Annotated in this window: 20 protein-coding genes and 1 riboswitch; of the genes, 9 read left to right on the top strand and 11 right to left on the bottom strand. The window is 72.2% G+C overall.

Annotated features, from left to right (window positions below; translation table 11 throughout):
- The first annotated feature begins 4 nt into the window (after positions 1-4).
- Positions 5-760, top strand: coding sequence for an SDR family oxidoreductase (locus OG912_RS28030; RefSeq protein ID WP_327711768.1), 756 nt, complete (start codon positions 5-7; stop codon positions 758-760).
- Positions 761-840: 80 nt separating this feature from the next.
- On the opposite strand, the gene amaP is transcribed toward OG912_RS28030, so the two are convergent.
- The 5 genes from amaP to OG912_RS28005 are packed head-to-tail and all read right to left on the bottom strand — an operon-like array spanning position 841 to position 3,169.
- Positions 841-1,428, bottom strand: a complete 588-nt coding sequence (gene amaP, locus OG912_RS28025; protein ID WP_326735454.1) for an alkaline shock response membrane anchor protein AmaP — start codon at positions 1,426-1,428, stop codon at positions 841-843.
- Entirely contained in the window at positions 1,425-2,096 is a 672-nt protein-coding gene (locus tag OG912_RS28020; RefSeq protein ID WP_327711767.1) for a DUF6286 domain-containing protein, read from the bottom strand. The genes amaP and OG912_RS28020 overlap by 4 nt, the downstream gene beginning before the upstream one ends.
- Positions 2,093-2,455, bottom strand: coding sequence for an Asp23/Gls24 family envelope stress response protein (locus OG912_RS28015; RefSeq protein ID WP_148015978.1), 363 nt, complete (start codon positions 2,453-2,455; stop codon positions 2,093-2,095). The genes OG912_RS28020 and OG912_RS28015 overlap by 4 nt, the downstream gene beginning before the upstream one ends.
- Complete coding sequence (locus tag OG912_RS28010) at positions 2,452-2,643, bottom strand: hypothetical protein (RefSeq protein WP_136330255.1); 192 nt, start codon at positions 2,641-2,643, stop codon at positions 2,452-2,454. The genes OG912_RS28015 and OG912_RS28010 overlap by 4 nt, the downstream gene beginning before the upstream one ends.
- A gap of 31 nt (positions 2,644-2,674) precedes the next feature.
- A complete protein-coding gene (locus OG912_RS28005; RefSeq protein WP_326735456.1) occupies positions 2,675-3,169 on the bottom strand; it encodes an Asp23/Gls24 family envelope stress response protein in 495 nt (164 codons plus the stop codon).
- Between the two features lie 92 nt (positions 3,170-3,261).
- Between OG912_RS28005 and OG912_RS28000 the strand changes: the two genes are divergently transcribed.
- Positions 3,262-3,981, top strand: a complete 720-nt coding sequence (locus OG912_RS28000) for a hypothetical protein (protein ID WP_327711766.1) — start codon at positions 3,262-3,264, stop codon at positions 3,979-3,981.
- Positions 3,982-4,032: 51 nt separating this feature from the next.
- Here the strand turns inward: OG912_RS28000 and OG912_RS27995 are convergent, their stop codons facing one another.
- The 3 genes from OG912_RS27995 to OG912_RS27985 form a co-directional block, all read right to left on the bottom strand.
- A complete protein-coding gene (locus OG912_RS27995) occupies positions 4,033-4,824 on the bottom strand; it encodes an enoyl-CoA hydratase/isomerase family protein (RefSeq protein ID WP_327711765.1) in 792 nt (263 codons plus the stop codon).
- A 159-nt stretch (positions 4,825-4,983) separates the two neighbouring features.
- Positions 4,984-5,205, bottom strand: a complete 222-nt coding sequence (locus OG912_RS27990; protein WP_007263382.1) for a helix-turn-helix domain-containing protein — start codon at positions 5,203-5,205, stop codon at positions 4,984-4,986.
- Between the two features lie 401 nt (positions 5,206-5,606).
- On the bottom strand, positions 5,607-7,205 hold the full coding sequence (locus OG912_RS27985; RefSeq protein ID WP_326735459.1) for an ABC-F family ATP-binding cassette domain-containing protein: 1,599 nt from the start codon (positions 7,203-7,205) through the stop codon (positions 5,607-5,609).
- 280 nt (positions 7,206-7,485) lie between these two features.
- On the opposite strand from OG912_RS27985, the gene ypfJ reads away from it, so the two are divergent.
- On the top strand, positions 7,486-8,376 hold the full coding sequence (ypfJ, locus tag OG912_RS27980) for a KPN_02809 family neutral zinc metallopeptidase (RefSeq protein WP_327711764.1): 891 nt from the start codon (positions 7,486-7,488) through the stop codon (positions 8,374-8,376).
- Positions 8,377-8,499: 123 nt separating this feature from the next.
- Positions 8,500-8,910, top strand: a complete 411-nt coding sequence (locus OG912_RS27975; protein ID WP_327711763.1) for a VOC family protein — start codon at positions 8,500-8,502, stop codon at positions 8,908-8,910.
- Between the two features lie 120 nt (positions 8,911-9,030).
- On the opposite strand, the gene OG912_RS27970 is transcribed toward OG912_RS27975, so the two are convergent.
- The 3 genes from OG912_RS27970 to OG912_RS27960 all read right to left on the bottom strand — a co-directional run bounded on the left by OG912_RS27970 (position 9,031) and on the right by OG912_RS27960 (position 12,457).
- Positions 9,031-10,341, bottom strand: coding sequence for a hypothetical protein (locus OG912_RS27970; RefSeq protein WP_327713567.1), 1,311 nt, complete (start codon positions 10,339-10,341; stop codon positions 9,031-9,033).
- 185 nt (positions 10,342-10,526) lie between these two features.
- The gene (locus OG912_RS27965; protein WP_327711762.1) at positions 10,527-11,654 is read right to left on the bottom strand and encodes an alpha/beta hydrolase; all 1,128 of its coding nucleotides are present in this window, start codon (positions 11,652-11,654) and stop codon (positions 10,527-10,529) included.
- A 140-nt stretch (positions 11,655-11,794) separates the two neighbouring features.
- Positions 11,795-12,457 carry a class II aldolase/adducin family protein gene (locus OG912_RS27960; RefSeq protein WP_327711761.1) on the bottom strand — a complete coding sequence of 221 codons (663 nt, stop codon included), beginning with the start codon at positions 12,455-12,457 and terminating at the stop codon, positions 11,795-11,797.
- 236 nt (positions 12,458-12,693) lie between these two features.
- Here OG912_RS27960 and OG912_RS27955 point away from each other — a divergent pair, with 236 nt between their 5' ends.
- The 5 genes from OG912_RS27955 (at position 12,694) to cobN (ending at position 20,930) form a co-directional block, all read left to right on the top strand.
- A complete protein-coding gene (locus OG912_RS27955) occupies positions 12,694-13,980 on the top strand; it encodes an inorganic phosphate transporter (RefSeq protein WP_327711760.1) in 1,287 nt (428 codons plus the stop codon).
- A 44-nt stretch (positions 13,981-14,024) separates the two neighbouring features.
- The gene (locus OG912_RS27950) at positions 14,025-14,258 is read left to right on the top strand and encodes a hypothetical protein (RefSeq protein ID WP_327711759.1); all 234 of its coding nucleotides are present in this window, start codon (positions 14,025-14,027) and stop codon (positions 14,256-14,258) included.
- A 152-nt stretch (positions 14,259-14,410) separates the two neighbouring features.
- A riboswitch (cobalamin riboswitch) is annotated at positions 14,411-14,543 on the top strand.
- 134 nt (positions 14,544-14,677) lie between these two features.
- Complete coding sequence (locus tag OG912_RS27945; RefSeq protein WP_327711758.1) at positions 14,678-15,721, top strand: cobalamin biosynthesis protein; 1,044 nt, start codon at positions 14,678-14,680, stop codon at positions 15,719-15,721.
- Positions 15,718-17,259 carry a cobyric acid synthase gene (locus OG912_RS27940; RefSeq protein ID WP_327711757.1) on the top strand — a complete coding sequence of 514 codons (1,542 nt, stop codon included), beginning with the start codon at positions 15,718-15,720 and terminating at the stop codon, positions 17,257-17,259. The genes OG912_RS27945 and OG912_RS27940 overlap by 4 nt, the downstream gene beginning before the upstream one ends.
- Before the next feature lie 20 nt (positions 17,260-17,279).
- Positions 17,280-20,930 carry a cobaltochelatase subunit CobN gene (gene cobN, locus OG912_RS27935; protein WP_327713566.1) on the top strand — a complete coding sequence of 1,217 codons (3,651 nt, stop codon included), beginning with the start codon at positions 17,280-17,282 and terminating at the stop codon, positions 20,928-20,930.
- The last annotated feature ends 27 nt before the right edge of the window (positions 20,931-20,957 follow it).

Raw genomic sequence — 20,957 nt, 5'->3', positions numbered from 1 at the left:
GGCCATGGATCTTGGACTGAAGGACCGCGTGTACATCGTCACCGGAGCGACCCGGGGGCTGGGCAACGCCACTGCGCGCGCACTGGTCGCCGACGGCGCGAAGGTCATCATCACCGGCCGCGACGAGAAGAACGTCCGGGATGCCGCCGACGAGCTGGGCCCGGACGCTGTCGGACTCGCCGCCGACAACGCCGACCCGGACGTGGCGCGGCGGCTTGTGGAGGCCGCGCAGGAGGGGTTCGGGCGGCTCGACGGCATCCTCATCAGCGTCGGCGGTCCGGCGCCGGGCTTTCTCGCGGACAACACCGACGCGCAGTGGCAGTCGGCGTTCGAATCCGTCTTCCTCGGGGCGGTGCGCCTGGCCCGGGCAGCGGCCACGGCGCTCGGCGAGGGCGGGGTCATCGGCTTCGTGCTCTCCGGCTCCGTCCACGAGCCGATCGCCGGACTGACCATCTCCAACGGGCTGCGCCCCGGTCTGGCGGGCTTCGCCAAGTCGCTGGCCGACGAGCTCGGCCCGCGGGGCATCCGCGTGGTGGGCGTGCTGCCGGCCCGGATCGACACGGACCGGGTACGTGAACTGGACGCGCTGTCCGGCGACGCGGAGGCCTCGCGCACGGCCAACGAGGCGCGCATCCCGCTGCGCCGCTACGGCACCCCGGAGGAGTTCGGCCGGACCGCGGCGTTCCTGCTCTCGCCGGCCGCCTCGTATCTGACGGGCATCATGGTGCCGGTCGACGGCGGGTCCCGGCACGGCTTCTGAACCCCGCTCACGGTCGCGGAACGACGACGGGGCCGGACGACTTCTGCCGTCCGGCCCCGTCCGCGTCTGCGCACCGCCCGTCAGCTCACCCGCTCCGCCCGGTGCTTGACCGCCCTCAGCCGCACCTCTGCAGGCAGCTCCGCCAGTCCCGCCGAGTCCCTGGCATGGGCCAGCGCCTCGTCGGTGAGCCGGCCCAGCGCCTCGTCGGGTGCGGCGTGCGGCTCCATCAGCAGCCGGATCCGGGCCTGCGGAGTGCTGCGCCGGCCGGTCAGCGCGACCTGGGCGCGGGCCACCCCGTCCAGGGCGCCCGCCTCCTGCGCGAGCACGCCCTCCAGCGCGCGGCCGCGCAGCAGCGCGCCCTCGCCGTCGCCGCTGTCCACGAGCACTTCGGAGAGGCGGGCACGGCGGAACTGGGCCAGCAGCCACCACAGCGCGAGCACCACCAGGACCGCGAGGACCGCGATCACCACCGGCCACCACCATCCCTCGGAGCGCCAGCGGTCCCGGTCCGCCTCACTGAGCAGTACGTCGTGCTTGCCGTACCAGGGCCACCAGGACGGCACGGAGAGCCCGAGCGCCGCGGCCAGTACCCCGCCGCCCACACAGACCAGCACCAGTCCGGCCAGGCCGAGCAGTACCCGGTTGACGGTCCCGATCACGCCGCTCACCCCTTCTTCGCCGGACGGCGGACATGGACGGACAGGCTCGGCTGCCTGGCCAGCCCGAGTTCCTTGATGCCGGTGGAGAGCACGGTGTCCAGATCGGCCCGTACGTCGTCGAGTTCACGGAAGTGCGAGACGGCCCGCACCCCCACCTTCTTCCGGCCCATCCTGACCCGGACCGACTGGACACCGGACACCTCCACGGCCCGGTCGCGCAGGACCATGGCCGCCGCGGTCCGGTCGAGGGCGGCCCGTACGCCCGGGCGGTCCCGGCGCATCGGCAGCAGATCACGCAGTCCTGGCGTGAGTGCGAGGACGATCAGCCACAGTCCGACCGCCACCGCGACCGCGGCGCCCGTCAGCACCCAGACGTCGTCCAGCCGCCGCTCGGCCAGTTCGTCGGCCAGCGAGCGGCGCCACCGCATCGCCGGGTGGTCGGCCCGGACCGCCGCGACGTCGTAGAGAAGCAGTCCCGCGCCGCCGAGGACCACCAGGGCGGTGATACCCGCGGGAATGCGGCGGGCGGACCAGAAGCGGCCCGCTCCGCCCTCGCTCCGTTCCTTGGCCGGGACCGGGTCGTACGCCGCGGACGACGCCGACTGGTCCAGTTCGAGCACGTCCCCGTGTTCCACCACGGGCTGCGCACCGTTCTCCGGGTTCCGGGGCTCGGTCATCGGATCCTCCCCTGCGCCGCGAGGCTCGCTCCTGAGGGGTGCAGGCGCTCGACCTGTACGGCCACTTCGGGCACTTCCATCCCCGCCAACGCCTCTACCCGTTCCGCGACCCTGCGACGCACCGCGCCGCACTGGCGCCCGATGTCGCTGGGATATCCGAGCTCCAGACTCACCCGTACGCGAGCGGTGTCACGGTGCACCGTGACCGTCGCCCGCGGCGAGGCGGCGTCCTTCGCGGGCTCGTCGACCGCTTCCTTCGCCGCCTGTGCGGCAATCTTCGCGACGACCCGGTCGGCAATCCGGGTCTCCCCGCGCTCTGCGGCGGCGACCCGGCCGCCCGCCCCCGACAACGCCGTCACCGCCGTCGGTCGCCGCGATCGCGACTCCGGAAGAAGTCGCCGGGCTCCAGGTCACCGTCGAGGAAGCGACCGGCGATGAAGCCGATCGCCCCCAGGGCAGCCACCAGCAGAAAGGCACCGAACCCGCCGAAATACCCGGCGAAACCGAGCGCCATGCCGGCCACCATGCCGACCACAGCCATGCTCATCTGCGCTCCTCAACTGCCTTTGGCGGGAGTCCTACTGGACACGTGGCTCGGACTGGTCCTCGTCGTCGTCCTCGTCGGGCAGCTTCACATCGCTCACCGCGATGTTGACCTCGATGACTTCGAGACCCGTCATCCGCTCGACTGCCGCGACAACGTTCTCCCGTACATCACGGGCGACATCGGAGATCGACACGCCGTAGTCGACGACGATCTCCAGGTCGAGGGCCGTCTGCGACTCGCCGACCTCGGCCTTCACGCCGCGGGTGACGGACTTGGAACCGCCGGGGACCCGGTCACGCACCGCGCCGAACGTCCGCGACAGTCCGCTGCCCATCGCATGCACGCCGACCACGTCACGGGCCGCCATTCCGGCGATCTTCTCGACGACTCCGTCGGCGATCGTCGTACGGCCGCGGGTGGCGGGGTCTCCCCCGCCGCGCTTGGTCAGCTGGCTGCTCCTGCTGTCGCTGCCGGCCGAGTCCTTGTCGAGGCCCTCGGGCCGGTTCCGCTGTGGGGTGTCGGTCATCGCCGTTCTTCCCTTCGGGGCAGATTGGACTTCCTTGCCCAGATTAAGTGCGCTTGCCCCGTCTCGCGCCGTGGATGCGGCAGGGTGGAGCAATGACGACGGCTGACGGCTCTCACGGGGCCAAAGGATGGACGGCCGCGGTCCGGCAACGGCTCGGTCCGGGCCGGCTGCTCCCGCTGGGCGGTCCGGCGGACGGGGCCTGGATCTCGGAACGGGCCGCGGCCGGCGTGCTGCGCCGGGCGGTGGTCGGTCCGGGACCGGTGCTGCTGGAGCTGCGGATCGCCGTGGCCGATGCCGGGGCGGCTCCCGCCCCGCAGGTGCCGCCGCCCCCGAGCGCGCTGCCGCCGGGGCCGCTGCGGATCGAGGCCACCGTGGCGGCGACGGCGCACCAGCCGCTTCCGGCCGCCGCCGCGGCGCTGCGCTCGGCACTGCTGACGGCTGCCGCGCGGCGGCTCGGGCTGGCGGTCGACGAGGTGGATGTCCAGGTGACGGAGTTGCTCGACGACGAACCGGAACAGGCCCAGCCGCCGCCCGTCGAGGTGCGCCCGGCTGAGCCGGAGGACGCGGCAGGCCGTGCGGCCGCTGGAGTGACGGGGGTCGCGACGCTGACGCGGGTGCTGGGCGCATCCGTGCACTCGGGCGCGGACCACGTACGGGTCGAGCTGGCGACGGACGGCGGCCACCGGGCGCTGGACGTGGCCCGCGCGGTGCGGGCGGCGGTGACGGAGGCGGTGGACGGGCATCCGCCGGTCGCGGTGCTGGTCACGGCGGTGACGGAGGGACCGGGGCCGCGGGACTCCCCCTCCGGCTGACGTGGCATCGGGTCCCGGGGCGACGTCCCCGGGACCCGGTGCCGGGGACTGTCAGTCGGACGCGCCCGAGAGGTCACGCAGCCGACGGCCCTGCGCGGCGCGCTCGGCGGCGCGCTGTTCCTCGTACGTACGGGAGACGGCGCCGCTCAGCAGGGCCTTGGTCTCGATGACGGCATCGCGCGGGGCGGCGATCAGGGCGCCGGCGAGATCGCGGGCGGCTCCTTCGAGCTCCGCGGCAGGCACCACGAGGTTGGCCAGGCCGGTGCGCTCGGCCTCGTCGGCGTGCACGAAGCGGCCGGTGGCGCAGATTTCGAGCGCGCGTGCGTACCCCACCAGGTGCACCAGGGGGTGCGTACCGGTGAGGTCGGGGACCAGCCCGAGGCTGGTCTCGCGCATGGCGAACTGCACGTCCTCGGCGACGATCCGCAGATCGCAGGCGAGAGCGAGCTGGAAGCCGGCGCCGATGGCATGTCCCTGGACAGCCGCGATCGACACGATGTCGTTGCGACGCCACCAGGTGAACGCCTCCTGGTACTCGGCGATGACCGCGTCGAGCTCGGCCTCCGGGCCGCGCCCCATGTCGAGGAACGACGGCTCACCGTCGAACCCCTCAGGGGTGAACGCCTGGCGGTCGAGACCGGCGGAGAAGGACACACCTTCGCCACGCAGCACGACGACCCGCACACTGCCGGGCAGAGCCCGTCCGGCCTCTGTCAACGCCCGCCACAGAGCGGGGGACTGAGCGTTGCGCTTGGCCGGATTGGTGAGGGTCACCGTGGCAACCGCGTCGTCGACGGTGAGTCGTACGCCGTCCTTGTCGAGCACAGTGTCGAGCGAGGTCATGGAGCGCCTCCGGATCGGGTGCAGTCAGCACATGAAGCTAAGTGACTGAACAGTAACCACCCGATCGACCGCACGATCGACCGGGTGGCCACCACCGAAACCGGTGAGCCCCGGGACAGGTCCTTGATCCTGCGAGCTGTCCCGATCCGCGGGCGGCTGTCAGGCCGCCGCGGCCTTCTTGCCTCGTGTCGCTCCGCCGCGTCCCCGCAGCGTCACTCCGGACTCGCTGAGCATCCGGTGGACGAATCCATAGGAGCGGCCCGTTTCCTCGGCCAACGCCCGGATGCTCGCACCGGAGTCGTACTTCTTCTTCAGGTCTGCCGCGAGCTTGTCGCGCGCGGCGCCGGTTACCCGGCTGCCCTTCTTCAGAGTCTCGGCCACCCGTGCCTCCTCGTGGGAAGTGCGCTCTGAACTCTCATGATCACCCCTCGGGGCCGTCCTGGCCACCCATTCGGCAAGGTCCGTGCAAGCGGATCGACGCCCCGGGAAGGCACCGACACGAGCGGAATCAGACATTCCGCAGGGCTGCCGAGTCAGCGGACGAACCACGCCGGAGGAACGACCAGGTCAGGGCCGCACCGGGATCGGGGCCCCGCATGCGTGCACCCGGCAGGTATCCGCCGGGTGCCGCGCCGAGGTACGAGACGCCCTCACGCAGATGATGGATCACGCGTAGGCCGAATGATCCAGTGCGAGTGGATCAGCGGGCCGCGGCGGCCGGTGTGCGACCGCCGCGCGCGGGCCGGCGGCCCGGGGCGGGCCCCGGCGCGCGGCCGGCCGGGTCAGGCCAGCGAGACCAGGTCCCGGTAGTCCGCACCCCACAGGTCCTCGACGCCGTCGGGCAGCAGGATGATCCGCTCGGGCTGGAGCGCCTCGACGGCACCCTCGTCGTGCGTGACGAGGACGACCGCACCCTTGTACGTGCGCAGCGCGCCGAGAATCTCCTCGCGGCTGGCCGGGTCGAGGTTGTTGGTGGGCTCGTCGAGCAGGAGCACGTTGGCGGAGGAGACCACCAGCGTCGCCAGGGCGAGCCGCGTCTTCTCGCCACCGGAGAGCACCCCGGCGGGCTTGTCCACGTCGTCGCCGGAGAAGAGGAACGAACCGAGCGTCTTGCGGACCGCGACGAGGTCGAGGTCCGGCGCGGCGGAACGCATGTTCTCCAGGACGGAGCGGTTCGGGTCGAGGGTCTCGTGCTCCTGGGCGTAGTAGCCGAGCTTGAGCCCGTGGCCCTCGATGATGTCGCCGGTGTCGGGCTTCTCCGCGCCGCCGAGGAGACGGAGCAGCGTGGTCTTGCCCGCACCGTTGAGGCCGAGGATGACGACCCGGGAGCCCTTGTCGATCGCGAGGTCGACGTCGGTGAAGATCTCCAGCGACCCGTAGGACTTGGAGAGGCCCTCGGCCATCAGCGGGGTCTTGCCGCAGGGCGAGGGGTCGGGGAAGCGCAGCTTGGCGACCTTGTCGGAGACCCGGACGGCCTCCAGACCGGAGAGCAGCCGGTCGGCGCGCTTGGCCATGTTCTGCGCGGCCACGGTCTTGGTGGCCTTGGCGCGCATCTTGTCGGCCTGGGCGTTGAGGGTCGCGGCCTTCTTCTCGGCGTTCTGCCGCTCGCGCTTGCGGCGCCGCTCGTCGGCCTCGCGCTGCTGCTTGTAGAGCTTCCAGCCCATGTTGTAGACGTCGATCTGCGAGCGGTTGGCGTCGAGGTAGAAGACCTTGTTGACGACGGTCTCGACCAGCTCCTCATCGTGGGAGATCACGACGAAGCCACCGCGGTAGCTCTTGAGGTAGTCGCGCAGCCAGACGATCGAGTCCGCGTCGAGGTGGTTCGTCGGCTCGTCGAGGAGCAGGGTGTCGGCGTCCGAGAAGAGGATCCGGGCCAGCTCGACACGGCGTCGCTGACCGCCGGAGAGCGTGTGGAGCGGCTGGCCCAGCACCCGGTCGGGAAGGCTCAGGGCCGCGGCGATGGTGGCCGCCTCGGCCTCGGCCGCGTATCCGCCCTTGGTGAGGAACTCCGTCTCCAGGCGCTCGTACTTCTTCATCGCCTTCTCGCGGGTGGCGCCCTTGCCGTTCGCCATCCGCTCCTCGTTCTCCCGCATCTTGCGCAGGATCTCGTCGAGGCCGCGGGCGGACAGGATGCGGTCGCGGGCGAGCACGTCGAGGTCGCCGGTGCGCGGGTCCTGCGGGAGATAGCCGACCTCGCCGGAGCGGGTGATGGCGCCGGCGGCGGGGGTGCCCTCGCCCGCGAGGCACTTGGTGAGGGTGGTCTTGCCCGCCCCGTTGCGGCCGACGAGGCCGATGCGGTCGCCCTTGGCGATGCGGAAGGAGGCGGATTCGATGAGCATGCGGGCGCCGGCGCGCAGCTCGATGCCGGAAGCGGTGATCACGGGGGAAAACTCCAGAGCGGTATGGACGGCGGAGGAACGACTAGCGATTCACGACTCGACGCCGTTACTCACGCACACGCACAAGGAGAATTGCCATGAGAACCAGTCTACTGGCGGTGTCCAACCACTTCTCCGCCTGCTCCCACCCCGGTTGCCGAAAGCTCGCCCAGCGCGCCCGGCCCGCTCCACCACGTGAGCAAAAACGGGCATTGCGGTGTGAATTATCTGATACTCGGCGCATGACTGTGCGGCAGTCGCGAGCGGAGCAGAGGGTGGTGCCATGCAGTTCGACGACGACGCCGATCTGGACACGTCCGAGGTCCGGGACACGCGCGGCAGTCGCATCCCGGGCGGCAGGGCCACCGTGGGCGGCGGAATCGCCGGGGTCATCGCACTGATCCTGGGGCTGCTCTTCGGGGTCGGCCCCGATCAGCTCGGACTCTCCTCCGGCGACTCGGGCACGACCGCGACCGCCTCGTCGGCCGCTCAGGTCGAGCAGAACTGCCGGACCGGCCGGGACGCCAACACCAAGGACGACTGCCGGACGGTCGCGGTGGTCAACAGCGTGCAGGACTACTGGGGCCAGGAGTTCCAGCGGCGCGACGCAACGTACGGGGGCGCCCGCACGGTCCTGTTCACCGACCGGGTCAACACGGCCTGTGGATCGGCGACCTCGGCCGTGGGGCCGTTCTACTGCCCCGGTGACCGGCAGGTCTATCTGGACCTGGGCTTCTTCGACGAGCTGCGGACCAAGTTCGGGTCGAGCGGCGGGCCGTTCGCCGAGGCCTACGTCGTCGCGCACGAGTACGGACACCATGTGCAGAACCAGATGGGGACACTGGCCCGCTCGCAGGACGGACGCACCGGCGAGAACAGCAACGCGGTGAAGGTGGAGCTCCAGGCGGACTGTTACGCCGGGGTCTGGGCGAACCACGCGACGACCACGCCCGACGAGTCGACCGGCCGGCCACTGATCACCGAGCTCACCAGGGCGGACATCCGGGACGGTCTCGACGCGGCCGCGTCGGTCGGGGACGACCGGATCCAGGAGAGGTTCCAGGGCCGCGTCACCCCCGAGTCCTGGACGCACGGCTCGGCCGCGCAGCGCCGGCAGTGGTTCACCACCGGGTTCCGCAGCGGCGACATGGCCGCCTGCGACACCTTCCGCTGACCTGTGCGAACGGCGCCGGACCGGCGCCGCGCAGGGCATTGTCAGTGCCCGGTGGAAGACTGAGACGCAGATCACAGACGGGCTGCCACGGGCCCGGTTCGGCGCGCGAAGGGAATGAGCACGATGGCAGACGCGACGGCGGCTTCTCCGACGGTCTATCCGACGATTCTTTACGACGACGCGAAGGCCGCGATCAAGACGCTCACGGAGGGCCTCGGCTTCACCGAGGAAGCGGTGTACGAGAGCGAGGACGGCACGGTGATGCACGCGGAGCTGTCCTGCGGGAACGGCAGAGTGATGCTGGGCTCCAGGGGCCGCGAGGGCGTCTTCGCCGAGGCGATGCGGGGAGCGGGGCCGGCCGGTGTCTACGTGGTGGTCGACGAGGTCGACGCCCACCACGCGCGGGCCGTGGAGCACGGGGTGGAGATCCTGATGCCGCCCACCGACCAGGACTACGGCTCGCGGGACTACATGGCACGGGACGCAGAGGGCAACGTGTGGAGCTTCGGGACGTACGCCCCGGGGACGGGCTGAGGGGGCGCGGCGCCTGCGGCGGGGCCGAAAGTGCCCCGCCGCCGCGGAGGGGCGGCGGCGGGGAGAAATCAAGCCCTTCCGGCGATTGAGGAGCAGGGGTTCGGGGGCGGAGCCCCCGGTTCAGGCTCCGCCGGTGTGCACCTGGAACGCCGCCTTGCGGACCGCTTTGGCGAGCGCGGGGTCGGGGTGCGCGGCGGCCAGGGCGACCAGGACCTGGACGGTGCGCGGGTGGCCGACGGCCCGTACCTCGTCGAGCAGCGCCGGGACGGTGCCCTGCACGGCCGAGTCGAGGTGGCGGACCAGCAGTCCCGTCTCACCGTGGTCGGCGACGGCCGCCGCGGTGTCGACCCAGAGCCAGGTGGCCTCCTCACGACTGAGGACCTCCTGGGCGTCCTCGGGGTCGGTCCCGTCGTACTCCGCGAGCCAGAGCAGCGCATAGGGGCGCAGCGACGGGTCGGTGACGACGGAGCGCACCTCGGGTTCGGCCGGTGCGCCGACGACACGGAGTGCCTCGAAGGCGAGCCCGCGCAGCAGCGCGTCCTCACCGCGGGCCACGCCGAGGAGTTCGGCGACGGCGCTGCCGACGGGGCGGGCTGCCAGCCAGGCGCGGTACTCGGCGCGGGCCGGTCCGGGAGTGAGGCGGGCGCAGCCGAGCAGCATGTCGGCGGCGGACTGCTCGATGTTCCCGGCGGGGCTCTGGGCGGCGACGCAGATCTGTTCCAGCTTGACCCAGACCGCCCAGTTGCCGAGCGGCGTCAGGGTGGCGGTGCCGGTGCCGAGGGTGAGCGCGCCAACGGCGGCCAGCCCCTCCAGGGCCCAGTCCAGCAGGAGGGCGACCAGCGCGGCCGGGTGGGCGGTGGGCGGCGGCGCGGCGGGTGCGGGCAGCGGCTGGGGCCCGTACGGCACCTCGCAGCGCTCCTCGTGCAGTTCCGCCACGCGCTGGCCGAGCAGGTCCAGGAGGGCGGGCACGGTGACCGGGCCCGCCGAGAGCTGAAGGAGGGAGAGCACCTGGGGCACGGCCTCGACTGCCTCGGCGACCGCGGTGGACTCGACGCCCTGCGGTGCGGGGTGGACGAGCGACCAGGCGTCGAACAGCGCCACCCAGCCGCGCAGCACGGCGGAGTCGTCGCGGTCCCAGGCACGCAGCCGCCAGCCGGGCCGAGCGGTGTCGCCGTGCAGCTCCACAAGTCCGGCGAGCCTGGCCCGGTCCCAGCCGGAGCGCACCTGGGCCGGGGACAACTCCAGTGCAGCCGCGGCCCGTTCGAGGGTCTGGGCGGCCAGTGGAGGCGTGCCGGAGCTCGCACCGTCGGCCGCCCAGCGGGCGATCCGCACGGCGTCGGCGAGAGCGGTCCTGGCCTGGCGGGCCAGTTCCGCCCGGGGCGGGGTGCCCTCGGGCGGGCGGGGCGCCGGCCTGGTGCGCCGGGTGGTCACGGCCTTGCGAGCGGTGGCGAGGGGTCGCGGGCGGACAAGTCGCAGCCTGGAGTCGCGCGGGGTACGGGACGTCACGGGGAGCAGTCTTGCCTCTGACAGCCCGAAAGCCCAAACGGAACCCGGATCACCGGTGTCGGGGCACCGCCGCACCGGCCGGGACCAACCGGCCGAAGCGGTACATCAGCTCACATCAGGGGCGTGAGGAAGCGTCGCAGCGTCTCTTCGTAGCGGGCCGGACCGGCATTCCACATCGCCGCATGCGGAGCCTGGGGTACGGCGTGCAGGGCGACCAGGTCGGGCCGGCGCGCGGCGAGCTCCCGGGACGGCTGCCAGGGAGCCAGGGTGTCGTCGGGTCCGTGGAAGATCAGCGTCGGGACGTGCAGGGTCGCGGGGAGCGAGGTGTCCAGGAGCCGGGCGCCGCGCAGTCCGGTCTGCCCCTGGGCGGCGCGGACGGCGAGGGGCAGCAGCGCGGACGGGACGCCGCGGGCGGCGGCCAGGGCCCGCAGGGTGGTGGCCCAGTCCAGCACCGGCGAGTCGAGGACGAGACCGCAGATCCGGTCCCTCAGCGCGGAGTTGGCGCAGGCGTGCAGGGCCATCGAGGCGCCGGTGGACCAGCCGTGGAGGACGACGTTCTCGGCGCCGTAGCGCACGGCGAAGCGGATGGCCGCGTCCAGGTCGCGCCATTCGGACTCGCCGAGGTGGGCCAGTCCGTCCGGGGAGCGTGGGGCCCCTGCGTCGCCGCGGTAGGCGAGGTCGAGCACGGGCAGCTGCTGCCCGTGCAGGAAGCCCGTCACGTTCAGCGGGTGTTCCCGGGTCGTGCCGAGGCCGTGCACGGTGATCACCCAGGTGTCGCGGGGACCCGGCACGAACCAGGCGGGCAGGCCGCCGAGTTCGCCGGGGATCTCCACCTCGCGGAAGTCGAGGCCGAGGGCGGTGGCGGGGTCACCGGTGTGGACCTCCGGCGTGATGCGGACCTTGGCGCCGGGGCGCAGGGTGCCGCGGTTCACGCGTTCCAGTCGGCGTACGACGGTGTCGGGGGCCTGGTGGGCCTCGTCGATCACCGGCCCCACGACGGCGTGGACGTCGTCGCCCACCAGTCCGTAGGTTCCGGGGCGCAGCGACGTGAAGGACCGGGTCAGGGTGACCTGACCGGCCGCCGTCGCATGCACGGTCAGTCTGCGGTCGGCGGGGAGGGGGCGTCCGGACGGCGTCTTGAGGGCGACGCCGCCGGCGTACCGGCCGGCCGCGACCGCTGCCGCGCCGACGCCGAGGATGCTGGTGACGGCTGCTGCCGTTGCTGTAGCGGGGCGCACGGCTTCAGTGTCCGGGGCGTCGCCGCGCACTGCCAGTGGACGGGGGCCGTCCGGTGGGCGGGGCAACGCCCACCCCGGCCTGGCCCCGGGCCGGGGCCGAGGCCGAGGCCGGGGACCGGAGGCCGGAGGTCGTACGTGATTCAGCCGGGCTGCTGTCCGTACCCCTTCAGCGCTTCCCCGACCTCGCTCAGCTGCTCCGGCGTGAGCAGGGCCGGGGTGCGGCCGGGTACGGAGCTCGCCGCGAGCCAGAGGCGGCACAGCCATTCGAGCTGGGCGGTGCGGTCGTACGCCTCGTCGAGCGTGGCGCCGTAGGTGACCGTGCCGTGGTTGCCCAGCAGGCAGCCGGTGCGGTCGCGCAGGGCCGTGAGCATGTTTTCGGCCAGTTCATCCGTTCCGTAGCGGGCGTAGGCGGCGACCCGGACGGGGCCGCCCAGCATCGCGGCGGCGTAGTGGACCGACGGCACCTCGGTGACCAGGGTGGAGACGGCCGTGGCGTGCACCGCGTGGGTGTGCACGACGGCGGCCGCGCCGGTGTTCCGGTACACCGCGAGATGGAGCGGTAGTTCGCTGGTGGGGGCCAGCTCGCCCAGGACCTGGTTGCCCTCCAGATCGACGCCCACCAGGTCCTGGGGACGGAGCCGGTCGTACGGCACTCCGGTCGGGGTGACCAGCACGGTCGCGCCGACCCGCGCCGAGACGTTGCCCGAGGTCCCCACGACCAGCCCATCGGAGGCCGTCCTGCGGGCGGCGGCGACGACCGCATCCCAGGTCCGTTCGATCGAATCCCGCCACTCGTTGCTCATACGAAGATCCTTTCAACGGATGAGCGGCCCGCTGCCGCCCCTCCCCCGAAGGCCCGGCCGAACTCCGGATTCCGGGCCCACACCGGCCTGTGCCGGAATCCAGCCGTCGCACGGCGGACGAAAAGGGCGGCAGCACTCCGGTTGGGGTCACCACAACGCCCTGCTCAGTTCATCTTCCGTTCACTCAGGTTGCCTACGGTCCACGTGCCACTGACGTCGAACGATTGCCTGGGTAAATGGAACACATCACGCTGCTGCTCGCGATTGTGATCGTGACAGCTCTAGTGTTCGATTTCACGAACGGTTTCCACGACACCGCCAACGCGATGGCCACCACCATCTCGACCGGCGCACTCAAACCCAAGACCGCGGTGGCCATGTCCGCCGTTCTCAACCTCGTAGGCGCGTTCCTGTCGGTGGAGGTCGCCAAGACGATCTCCGGCGGGATCATCAACGAAGACGGGCTCAGAACCGAGGTCATCTTCGCGGCGCTCGTCGGCGCCATCCTGTGGAATCTCCTGACCTGGCTGGTCGGTCTGCCGTCCAGCTCCTCCCACGCACTGTTCGGCGGCCTGATCGGCGCCGCGGTGATGTCCGCCGGCTGGTCGTCGGTCGACGGCGGCACCGTCGTCACCAAGGTCCTGCTCCCCGCTGTCGCCGCACCGGTCGTCGCCGGTCTGGCCGCGCTGCTGGCCACCAAGCTGACGTACCGCATCGGCGGGAAGGTCACGGGCGGCGCCCAGGAGAAGGCCACCGCGAAGGGTTACCGCGCCGGCCAGATCGCCTCGGCCGGGCTCGTATCGCTGGCGCACGGCACCAACGACGCGCAGAAGACCATGGGCATCATCACGCTCGCCCTGGTCACCGGTGGCGTCCTCGCCCCCGGCTCCAACCCGCCGGTCTGGGTCATCGTGTGTGCCGGCCTCGCCATCGCACTCGGCACCTACCTGGGCGGCTGGCGCATCATCCGCACCATGGGCAGCGGCCTGACCGAGCTGAAGCCGCCGCAGGGCTTCGCGGCCCAGACCAGTGCGGCCACGGTCATCCTGGCCTCCTCGCACCTCGGTTTCTCCCTCTCCACCACCCAGTCCTGCTCCGGCGCCGTCATGGGCGCGGGCCTCGGCCGCAAGGGCGGTGTGGTCCGCTGGTCCACCGCCACGCGGATGTTCATCGCCTGGGGTCTGACCCTGCCCGCCGCCGGTCTCGTCGGTGCGGGCGCGGAGTTCCTCACCAAGCAGGGCACCTGGGGTGTCGTGGTCGTCGCGGCGCTGCTCATCGCGGGATCCGGTGCGATCTGGATGCTGTCGCGGCGCAAGCCCGTCGGCCACGACGACGTCGCACCCGGCGGCCAGGACGAGAGCGCGGCGGCCGGGGACGGCGAGCCCGCGGGCGTCGTCACCACCGCCATCGCGGCCGTCAGCCCGCCGCCCACCGCGGCCGCCCAGTCCCACGACCTCCTCATGGCCACCATCCCGGCCCCCGCCGGGCCGGTCTCCGACCCGGCCCGACCCGCCACGGTCTGAGCGACCCCCTACGGTCTCAGAGCCTCCGGTAAGGACAGATCTCCATGAACATCGACTGGGCAGCCCTCGGCACCGTCTTCGGTGTCTCCCTCGTCGCCACCGTCGCGCTGGTGGGCCTCTTCACCCTCGGCATCGTCGGCCTCTCCAAGCAGCCCGAACCGGCGGCACAGGGCGGATCGTCGGGCGGATCGCTCGTGCTGGCCCGCGCCGGTGCGTACGTCTGCTTCGGACTGTGCGCGGCGGCCGTGGCCTACGGCATCTACCTGATCGTCGCCTGAGCCCCACCACTCCCACCCGTATCGGGCCGGACGCACCTCGTGTGCGCCCGGCCCGATGTGCGTCTGCGCACACTGCACCGCCGCAGGTCAACGGCAAGTTGACGGGCGTTCGCAGAGCGTGGTGGACTGCCGGAGCCATTACGGCGACAGCAGAGGAAGCCGGTGCGAATCCGGCGCGGTCCCGCCACTGTCACCGGGGAGCAGTCCCCCACCACTGGAAGTCACGGTCCACGCAAGCGGACTGGAAGGCCCGGGGGAACTGCGGATCCGGAAGCCAGGAGACTCTCGTCGCCGTCACGTCGAACCAGGGCGCGGACCCTGAGTGAGGACATATCGCCATGCCCGGCTGCCGTGCGTTCGCTCCTGTGCAACTCAGAACAGGCCCCAAGGTCCTTCGAGGCGCAACGGCCGGCTGAACCGTGCGTGCCGATCGCATCTTCGCGTACGGCGCCACAGCCGGTCTGATCGGCGATCTGCTGCTCGGTGACCCCCGCAGGGGCCACCCGGTCGCCGCCTTCGGGCGGGCCGCGGCAGGCGTCGAACGCCGTCTGTGGCGCGACCACCGCGGGTGGGGCGCCCTGCACACCCTGGTCTGCGCCGGAGGCGCCGCCGGGGGTGCCGCACTGGCCTCCCGCGCCCTGCGCCGCCACCCCGCCGCTTCCGTCGCCCTGACCGCCGCCACCACCTGGTCCGTCATCGGCGGTACCTCGCTGGGGCGCGAGGCCAGGGCCATCGGTGGCGCGCTCGCCGCCGGGGACATCGAACTGGCCCGTGAACGGCTGCCGCATCTGTGCGGCCGCGACCCGCAGTCCCTGGACGGGCCGCAGATCGCCCGCGCCGTCGTGGAGTCCGTCGCCGAGAACACCTCGGACGCCGTCGTCGGCGCCCTGGTGTGGGGCGCGCTGGGCGGAGTCCCCGGACTCGCCGGCTTCCGCGCCGCCAACACGCTCGACGCGATGGTCGGCCACAAGTCGCCCCGCTACCGGCGTTACGGCTGGGCCTCGGCCCGCCTCGACGACGTCGCGGGCTGGCCGGGCGCCCGGCTGACGGCCCTGCTCGCCGTGGCGGCAGGAGGGGACCCGCGAGGAGCGGTCCGGGCCTGGCGGGCGGACGCGGCCAAGCACCCGAGTCCCAACGCGGGCCCGGTGGAGGCCTCGTTCGCGGGCGCGCTCGGCGTACGGCTCGGCGGGACGCTCGCCTACGGCGGCCGGGTCGAGCACCGCCCCGTGCTCAACGGGGAGACGGGCCGTGCGGTGGAGACCGAGGACATCGAACGGGCCGTACGGCTGTCGCGCCGGGTGAGCGCGCTGGCCCTCGGCGTGAGCGTGGCCGCCCGCCTGGGCGCGGGGCTCGCGGCACGAAGGATCGCGGGGGCCCGCACCACGGGGACCCGTACCGCAGGAACCCGTACAGCAGCGCCACGTACCGCAGCACCTCGACTCTCAGGACGGAGACCGACATGAGCGGCGGACTGCTGGTCGCCGGGACCACATCGGACGCGGGCAAGAGCGTCGTCACCGCCGGCATCTGCCGCTGGCTGGTGCGCCGGGGCGTGAAGGTGGCGCCGTTCAAGGCGCAGAACATGTCGCTCAACTCCTTCGTCACCCGCGAGGGCGCCGAGATCGGCCGCGCGCAGGCCATGCAGGCCCAGGCCGCCCGGGTGGAGCCGACCGCACTGATGAACCCGGTGCTGCTCAAGCCCGGCAGCGACCGCTCCAGCCAGGTCGTCCTGATGGGGCGTCCGGTCGGCGAGATGAGCGCCCGCGGCTACCACGGCGGCCGGCAGGAATCGCTTCTGTCCACCGTGGTGGACTGCCTGGAGCAGCTTCGGGGCACGTATGACGCAGTGATCTGCGAGGGGGCGGGCAGTCCGGCCGAGATCAATCTGCGGCGCACGGACATCGTGAACATGGGCATCGCACGGGCGGCGCGCTTCCCGGTGGTGGTCGTCGGCGACATCGACCGCGGAGGGGTCTTCGCCTCGTTCTTCGGTACGACGGCGCTGCTCTCGGCGGAGGACCAGGCGCTGATCGCCGGCTACCTGGTCAACAAGTTCCGTGGCGACGTCTCGCTGCTGGAACCCGGCCTGGATATGCTGCGCGATCTGACGGGACGGCCGACCTACGGGGTACTGCCGTTCGCCCACGGCCTCGGCATCGACGAGGAGGACGGGCTGCGGGTCTCGCTGCGCGGCACCGTACGGGAGTCGGTCGTCGCCCCGCCGCACGGCGAGGACATCCTGCGCGTCGCCGTGTGCGCCGTGCCGCTGATGTCCAACTTCACCGACGTGGACGCACTCGCCGCCGAACCGGGCGTCGTGGTGCGGTTCGTGGACCGCGCCGAGGAACTGCACGACGCCGATCTCGTCATCGTGCCCGGTACCCGCGGCACCGTGAAGGCGCTCGCCTGGCTGCACGAACGCGGGCTCGCCGACGCACTGCTGCGGCGGGCCGCCGAGGGCCGTCCGGTGCTCGGCATCTGCGGCGGCTACCAGATCCTCGGCGAGGAGATCGAGGACGACGTCGAGTCGCACGCCGGGCAGGTCGACGCGCTCGGACTCCTTCCCGTACGCATCCGGTTCGACCGCGAGAAGACTCTCGCCCGGCCGGTCGGCGAGGCCCTCGGCGCCCCCGTCGAGGGATACGAGATCCACCACGGCGTCGCGGACGTGCGAGGCGGCGAGCCGTTCCTCACCGACGGGCAGGGCGGGCGCCTCGACGGCTGCCGGGCCGGCTCGGTGTGGGGCACCCACTGGCACGGCTCGCTGGAGAGCGACGCCTTCCGCCGCCGCTTCCTGACGGAGGTCGCACGGGCCGCCGGCCGGCGTTTCGTCCCCGCCCCCGACACCTGCTTCGCCGAGCTGCGCGAGGAACAGCTCGACCGCCTCGGCGACCTCATCGAAGAACACGCGGACACCGATGCGCTGTGGCGACTGATCGAGTCGGGCGCACCGGCAGGACTTCCCTTCATCGCACCCGGAGCACCTGGAGCACGCGCATGAACGCCCCACTGACCGCCCCGCTGAGCACCGTGCTGTTGTTGTCGACCGCCGACACCGACCTCCTCGCCGCCCGCGCCTCGGGCGCACCCTTCCGGATCGGCAACCCGACCCGTATCGACGTCCACGAGGAACTCCCCGCGCTGATCGAGGGCTCCTCCGTCGCCGTGGTCCGCCTGCTGGGCGGCAAGCGTGCCTGGGAGGACGGGCTCGCCGCGCTCAAGGCGTCGGGCATCCCGACCGTGCTGCTCGGCGGCGAGGCCGTGCCGGACGCGGAGCTGATGGCCGAGTCGTCCGTACCGGCCGGGGTCGTCGCCGAGGCGCTGCGCTACCTGGTGGAGGGCGGCCCGGGGAACCTCGTCGAACTGGCCCGCTTCCTCTCCGACACCGTCCTGCTGACGGGGCACGGTTTCGCCGAACCGCAGAAGATGCCGGAGTGGGGTCTGCACGGCAGCCGTACGTTCACCGAGGGCCGCCCGACCGTCGGCGTGCTCTTCTACCGGGCGCACCACCTCTCCGGCAACACCTCGTTCGTCGACGTGCTGTGCGACGCCGTCGAGGCGCGCGGCGCCAACGCCCTTCCGGTGTACTGCGGTTCGCTGCGCGGCGCGGACGCCGGTCTTTACGAGCTCCTCGGCCGGGCCGACGCCCTGGTCGCCACGGTGCTCGCGGCCGGCGGCACCCGCGCGTCGGACGCCTCCGCCGGGGGTGACGACGAGGCCTGGGACATCGGCGCGCTCGCCGATCTGAACGTGCCGGTCCTTCAGGGGCTGTGCCTGACGTCCTCGCGGGCGGCATGGGACGCGTCGGACGCCGCGCTCTCCCCCATGGACGCGGCGATGCAGGTCGCCATCCCCGAGTTCGACGGCCGCCTCGTCACCGTGCCGTTCTCCTTCAAGGAGCAGGGCCCGGACGGGGTTCCGGTGTACCGCGCCGACCCCGAGCGCGCGGCCCGCGTCGCCGGGATCGCCGTGCGCCATGCCGTCCTCAAGCACAAGACCAACGCCGAGAAGAAGCTCGCCCTGGTCTTCACCGCCTACCCCACCAAGCACTCCCGCGTCGGCAACGCGGTCGGCCTGGACACGCCCGCCTCCGCCGTCCGTGTCCTGGACGCCCTGCGCGACGCCGGTTACGGCGTCGAGGGCCACCCGGACAACGGCGACGAGCTGATCCACCGCCTCATCAACGCCGGTGGCCATGACGTGGAGTGGCTGACCGAGGAACAGCTCGCGGCAGCTCCCGCGCGGGTGCCGCTGGCGGACTACCGGGAGTGGTTCGCGAAGCTGGACCCGGCGATGCGGGACTCCATGCTGGAGCACTGGGGCGAGCCGCCGGGCCAGTTGTACCTGGACGGCGACGACATCGTCCTCGCCTCACTCCAGTTCGGGAACGTGGTGGTGCTGATCCAGCCGCCGCGCGGGTTCGGCGAGAACCCGATCGCGATCTATCACGACCCGGACATGCCGCCCTCGCACCACTACCTGGCCACCTACCGCTGGCTGGAGAACACCTTCGGCGCGGACGCCGTCGTCCACATGGGCAAGCACGGCACGATGGAGTGGCTGCCCGGCAAGGGCCTCGGCCTGTCCGCCGGCTGCGGCCCCGACGCGGTGCTCGGCGAACTGCCGCTGATCTACCCGTTCATCGTCAACGACCCGGGCGAGGGCACCCAGGCCAAGCGCCGCGGCCACGCCACGGTGGTGGACCACCTCGTCCCGCCGATGGCCCGCGCCGACACCTACGGCGACCTGGCGAAGCTGGAGCAGTTGCTCGACGAGTACGCACTGGTCAGCGACCTGGACCCGACGAAGGCACCCGCCGTGCGGGCGCAGATCTGGACGCTGGTCAAGGCCGCGGAGCTCCACCACGACCTGCATGTCGACGAGCAGCCGGGCGACGACGCCTTCGACTCGTTCGTCATGCACATCGACGGCTACCTCTGCGAGATCAAGGACGTCCAGATCCGCGACGGTCTGCACATCCTGGGCGGCGGCCCGGTCGACGAGGCCCGGGTCAACCTGGTCCTCGCGGTACTGCGTGCCTCGCAGGTCTGGGGCGGCACGGCAAACGCGCTGCCCGGTCTGCGGGCGGCCATCGCCGAGCACTTCGGGCTCAGCGAGAAGGAGCTGCTGGGCGAGCCGGGCGCGGCCGTGAAGGTGCCGGCCGAGCTGAGCGCACTGGTGGACGGCCCGGCGCGGACGGGCGCGGACGCGATCGATCTGCTGGAGCAGCTGTGCCGCCGGCTCGCGGAGGGCATGGAGGCGCACGGCTGGGAGCTCTCGGCGGTGGCCGGCCTGGCGCGGAAGGTGCTGGGCTTCGAACTCCCGGACGCCGTCGCCGTCCTGGGCTTCGCCTGCGAGGAGGTCGTGCCCCGGCTGGCCCGGACGACGGACGAGATCGACCACATCCTGCTGGCGCTGAACGGCGGTTTCGTCCCTGCGGGACCCTCGGGTTCGCCGACGCGCGGACTCGTGAACGTCCTGCCGACGGGCCGCAACTTCTACTCCGTGGACCCGAAGGCGATTCCGTCCCGGCTGTCGTGGGAGGTCGGCCAGTCCCTCGCGGACTCGCTGATCGCCCGGTACCTCGCCGACACGGGCGACTACCCGAAGTCGGTCGGCCTCACCGTGTGGGGCACCTCCGCCATGCGCACCCAGGGCGACGACATCGCGGAGATCCTGGCGCTGCTCGGCTGCCGCCCGGTGTGGGACGACGCCTCGCGCCGGGTGACCGGCTTCGAGGTGGTGCCGGTGAGCGAGCTGGGCCGGCCGCGCATCGATGTGACGGTCCGCATCTCGGGCTTCTTCCGGGACGCGTTCCCGCACGTGGTGGGGTTGATCGACGACGCGGTGCGCGCGGTGGCGGAGCTGGACGAGCCGGCCGACGCCAACTACGTACGGGCGCACGCCGACGAGGACACGGCGGTCCACGGTGACCGCCGACGGGCCACGGCACGCATCTTCGGCTCGAAGCCGGGGGCGTACGGGGCGGGGCTGCTGCCGCTGATCGACGCGCGGAACTGGCGCAGCGATGCGGACCTGGCCGAGGTGTACGCCGTCTGGGGCGGTTACGCGTACGGGCGCGGCCTTGAGGGGCGGGCGGCGCGCGGGGACATGGAGACGGCGTTCCGGCGGATCGCGGTGGCGGCGAAAAATGTCGATACGAGGGAACATGACATCCACGACGCGGATGACTACTTCCAGTACCACGGTGGCATGGTCGCCATGGTGCGGCACCTGAGCGGTGAGTCACCTGAGGCGTACGTGGGGGATTCCGCGACGCCGGATCAGGTAAAAACCAGGACCTTGAGCGAAGAGACACACCGTGTCTTCCGGGCGCGGGTAGTGAACCCCAGGTGGATGAGCGCCATGAGGAGGCATGGATACAAGGGCGCCTTCGAGATGGCGGCGACCGTGGACTACCTGTTCGGGTACGACGCGACGGCGGGGGTGGTCGACGACTGGATGTACGAGCGACTGTCGGCGGAGTACGTGTTCTCACCCGAGAACCAGGCGTTCATGCGGAAGTCCAACCCCTGGGCACTGCGCGGTATTTCGGAACGGTTGCTGGAGGCGGCCGAGCGAGGGCTGTGGGCGGAGCCGGACCAGGAAACCCTGGACCGACTCCGGGCGACCTACCTCGAACTTGAGGGTGATCTGGAGGGGGACGGGTGAGCGTCCCGACGATCCCCGCAGCAGCGG

Source organism: Streptomyces sp. NBC_00464, from assembly GCF_036013915.1.
Classification (GTDB): Bacteria; Actinomycetota; Actinomycetes; order Streptomycetales; family Streptomycetaceae; genus Streptomyces.
This window is presented reverse-complemented; position numbering and strand designations above follow the sequence as displayed.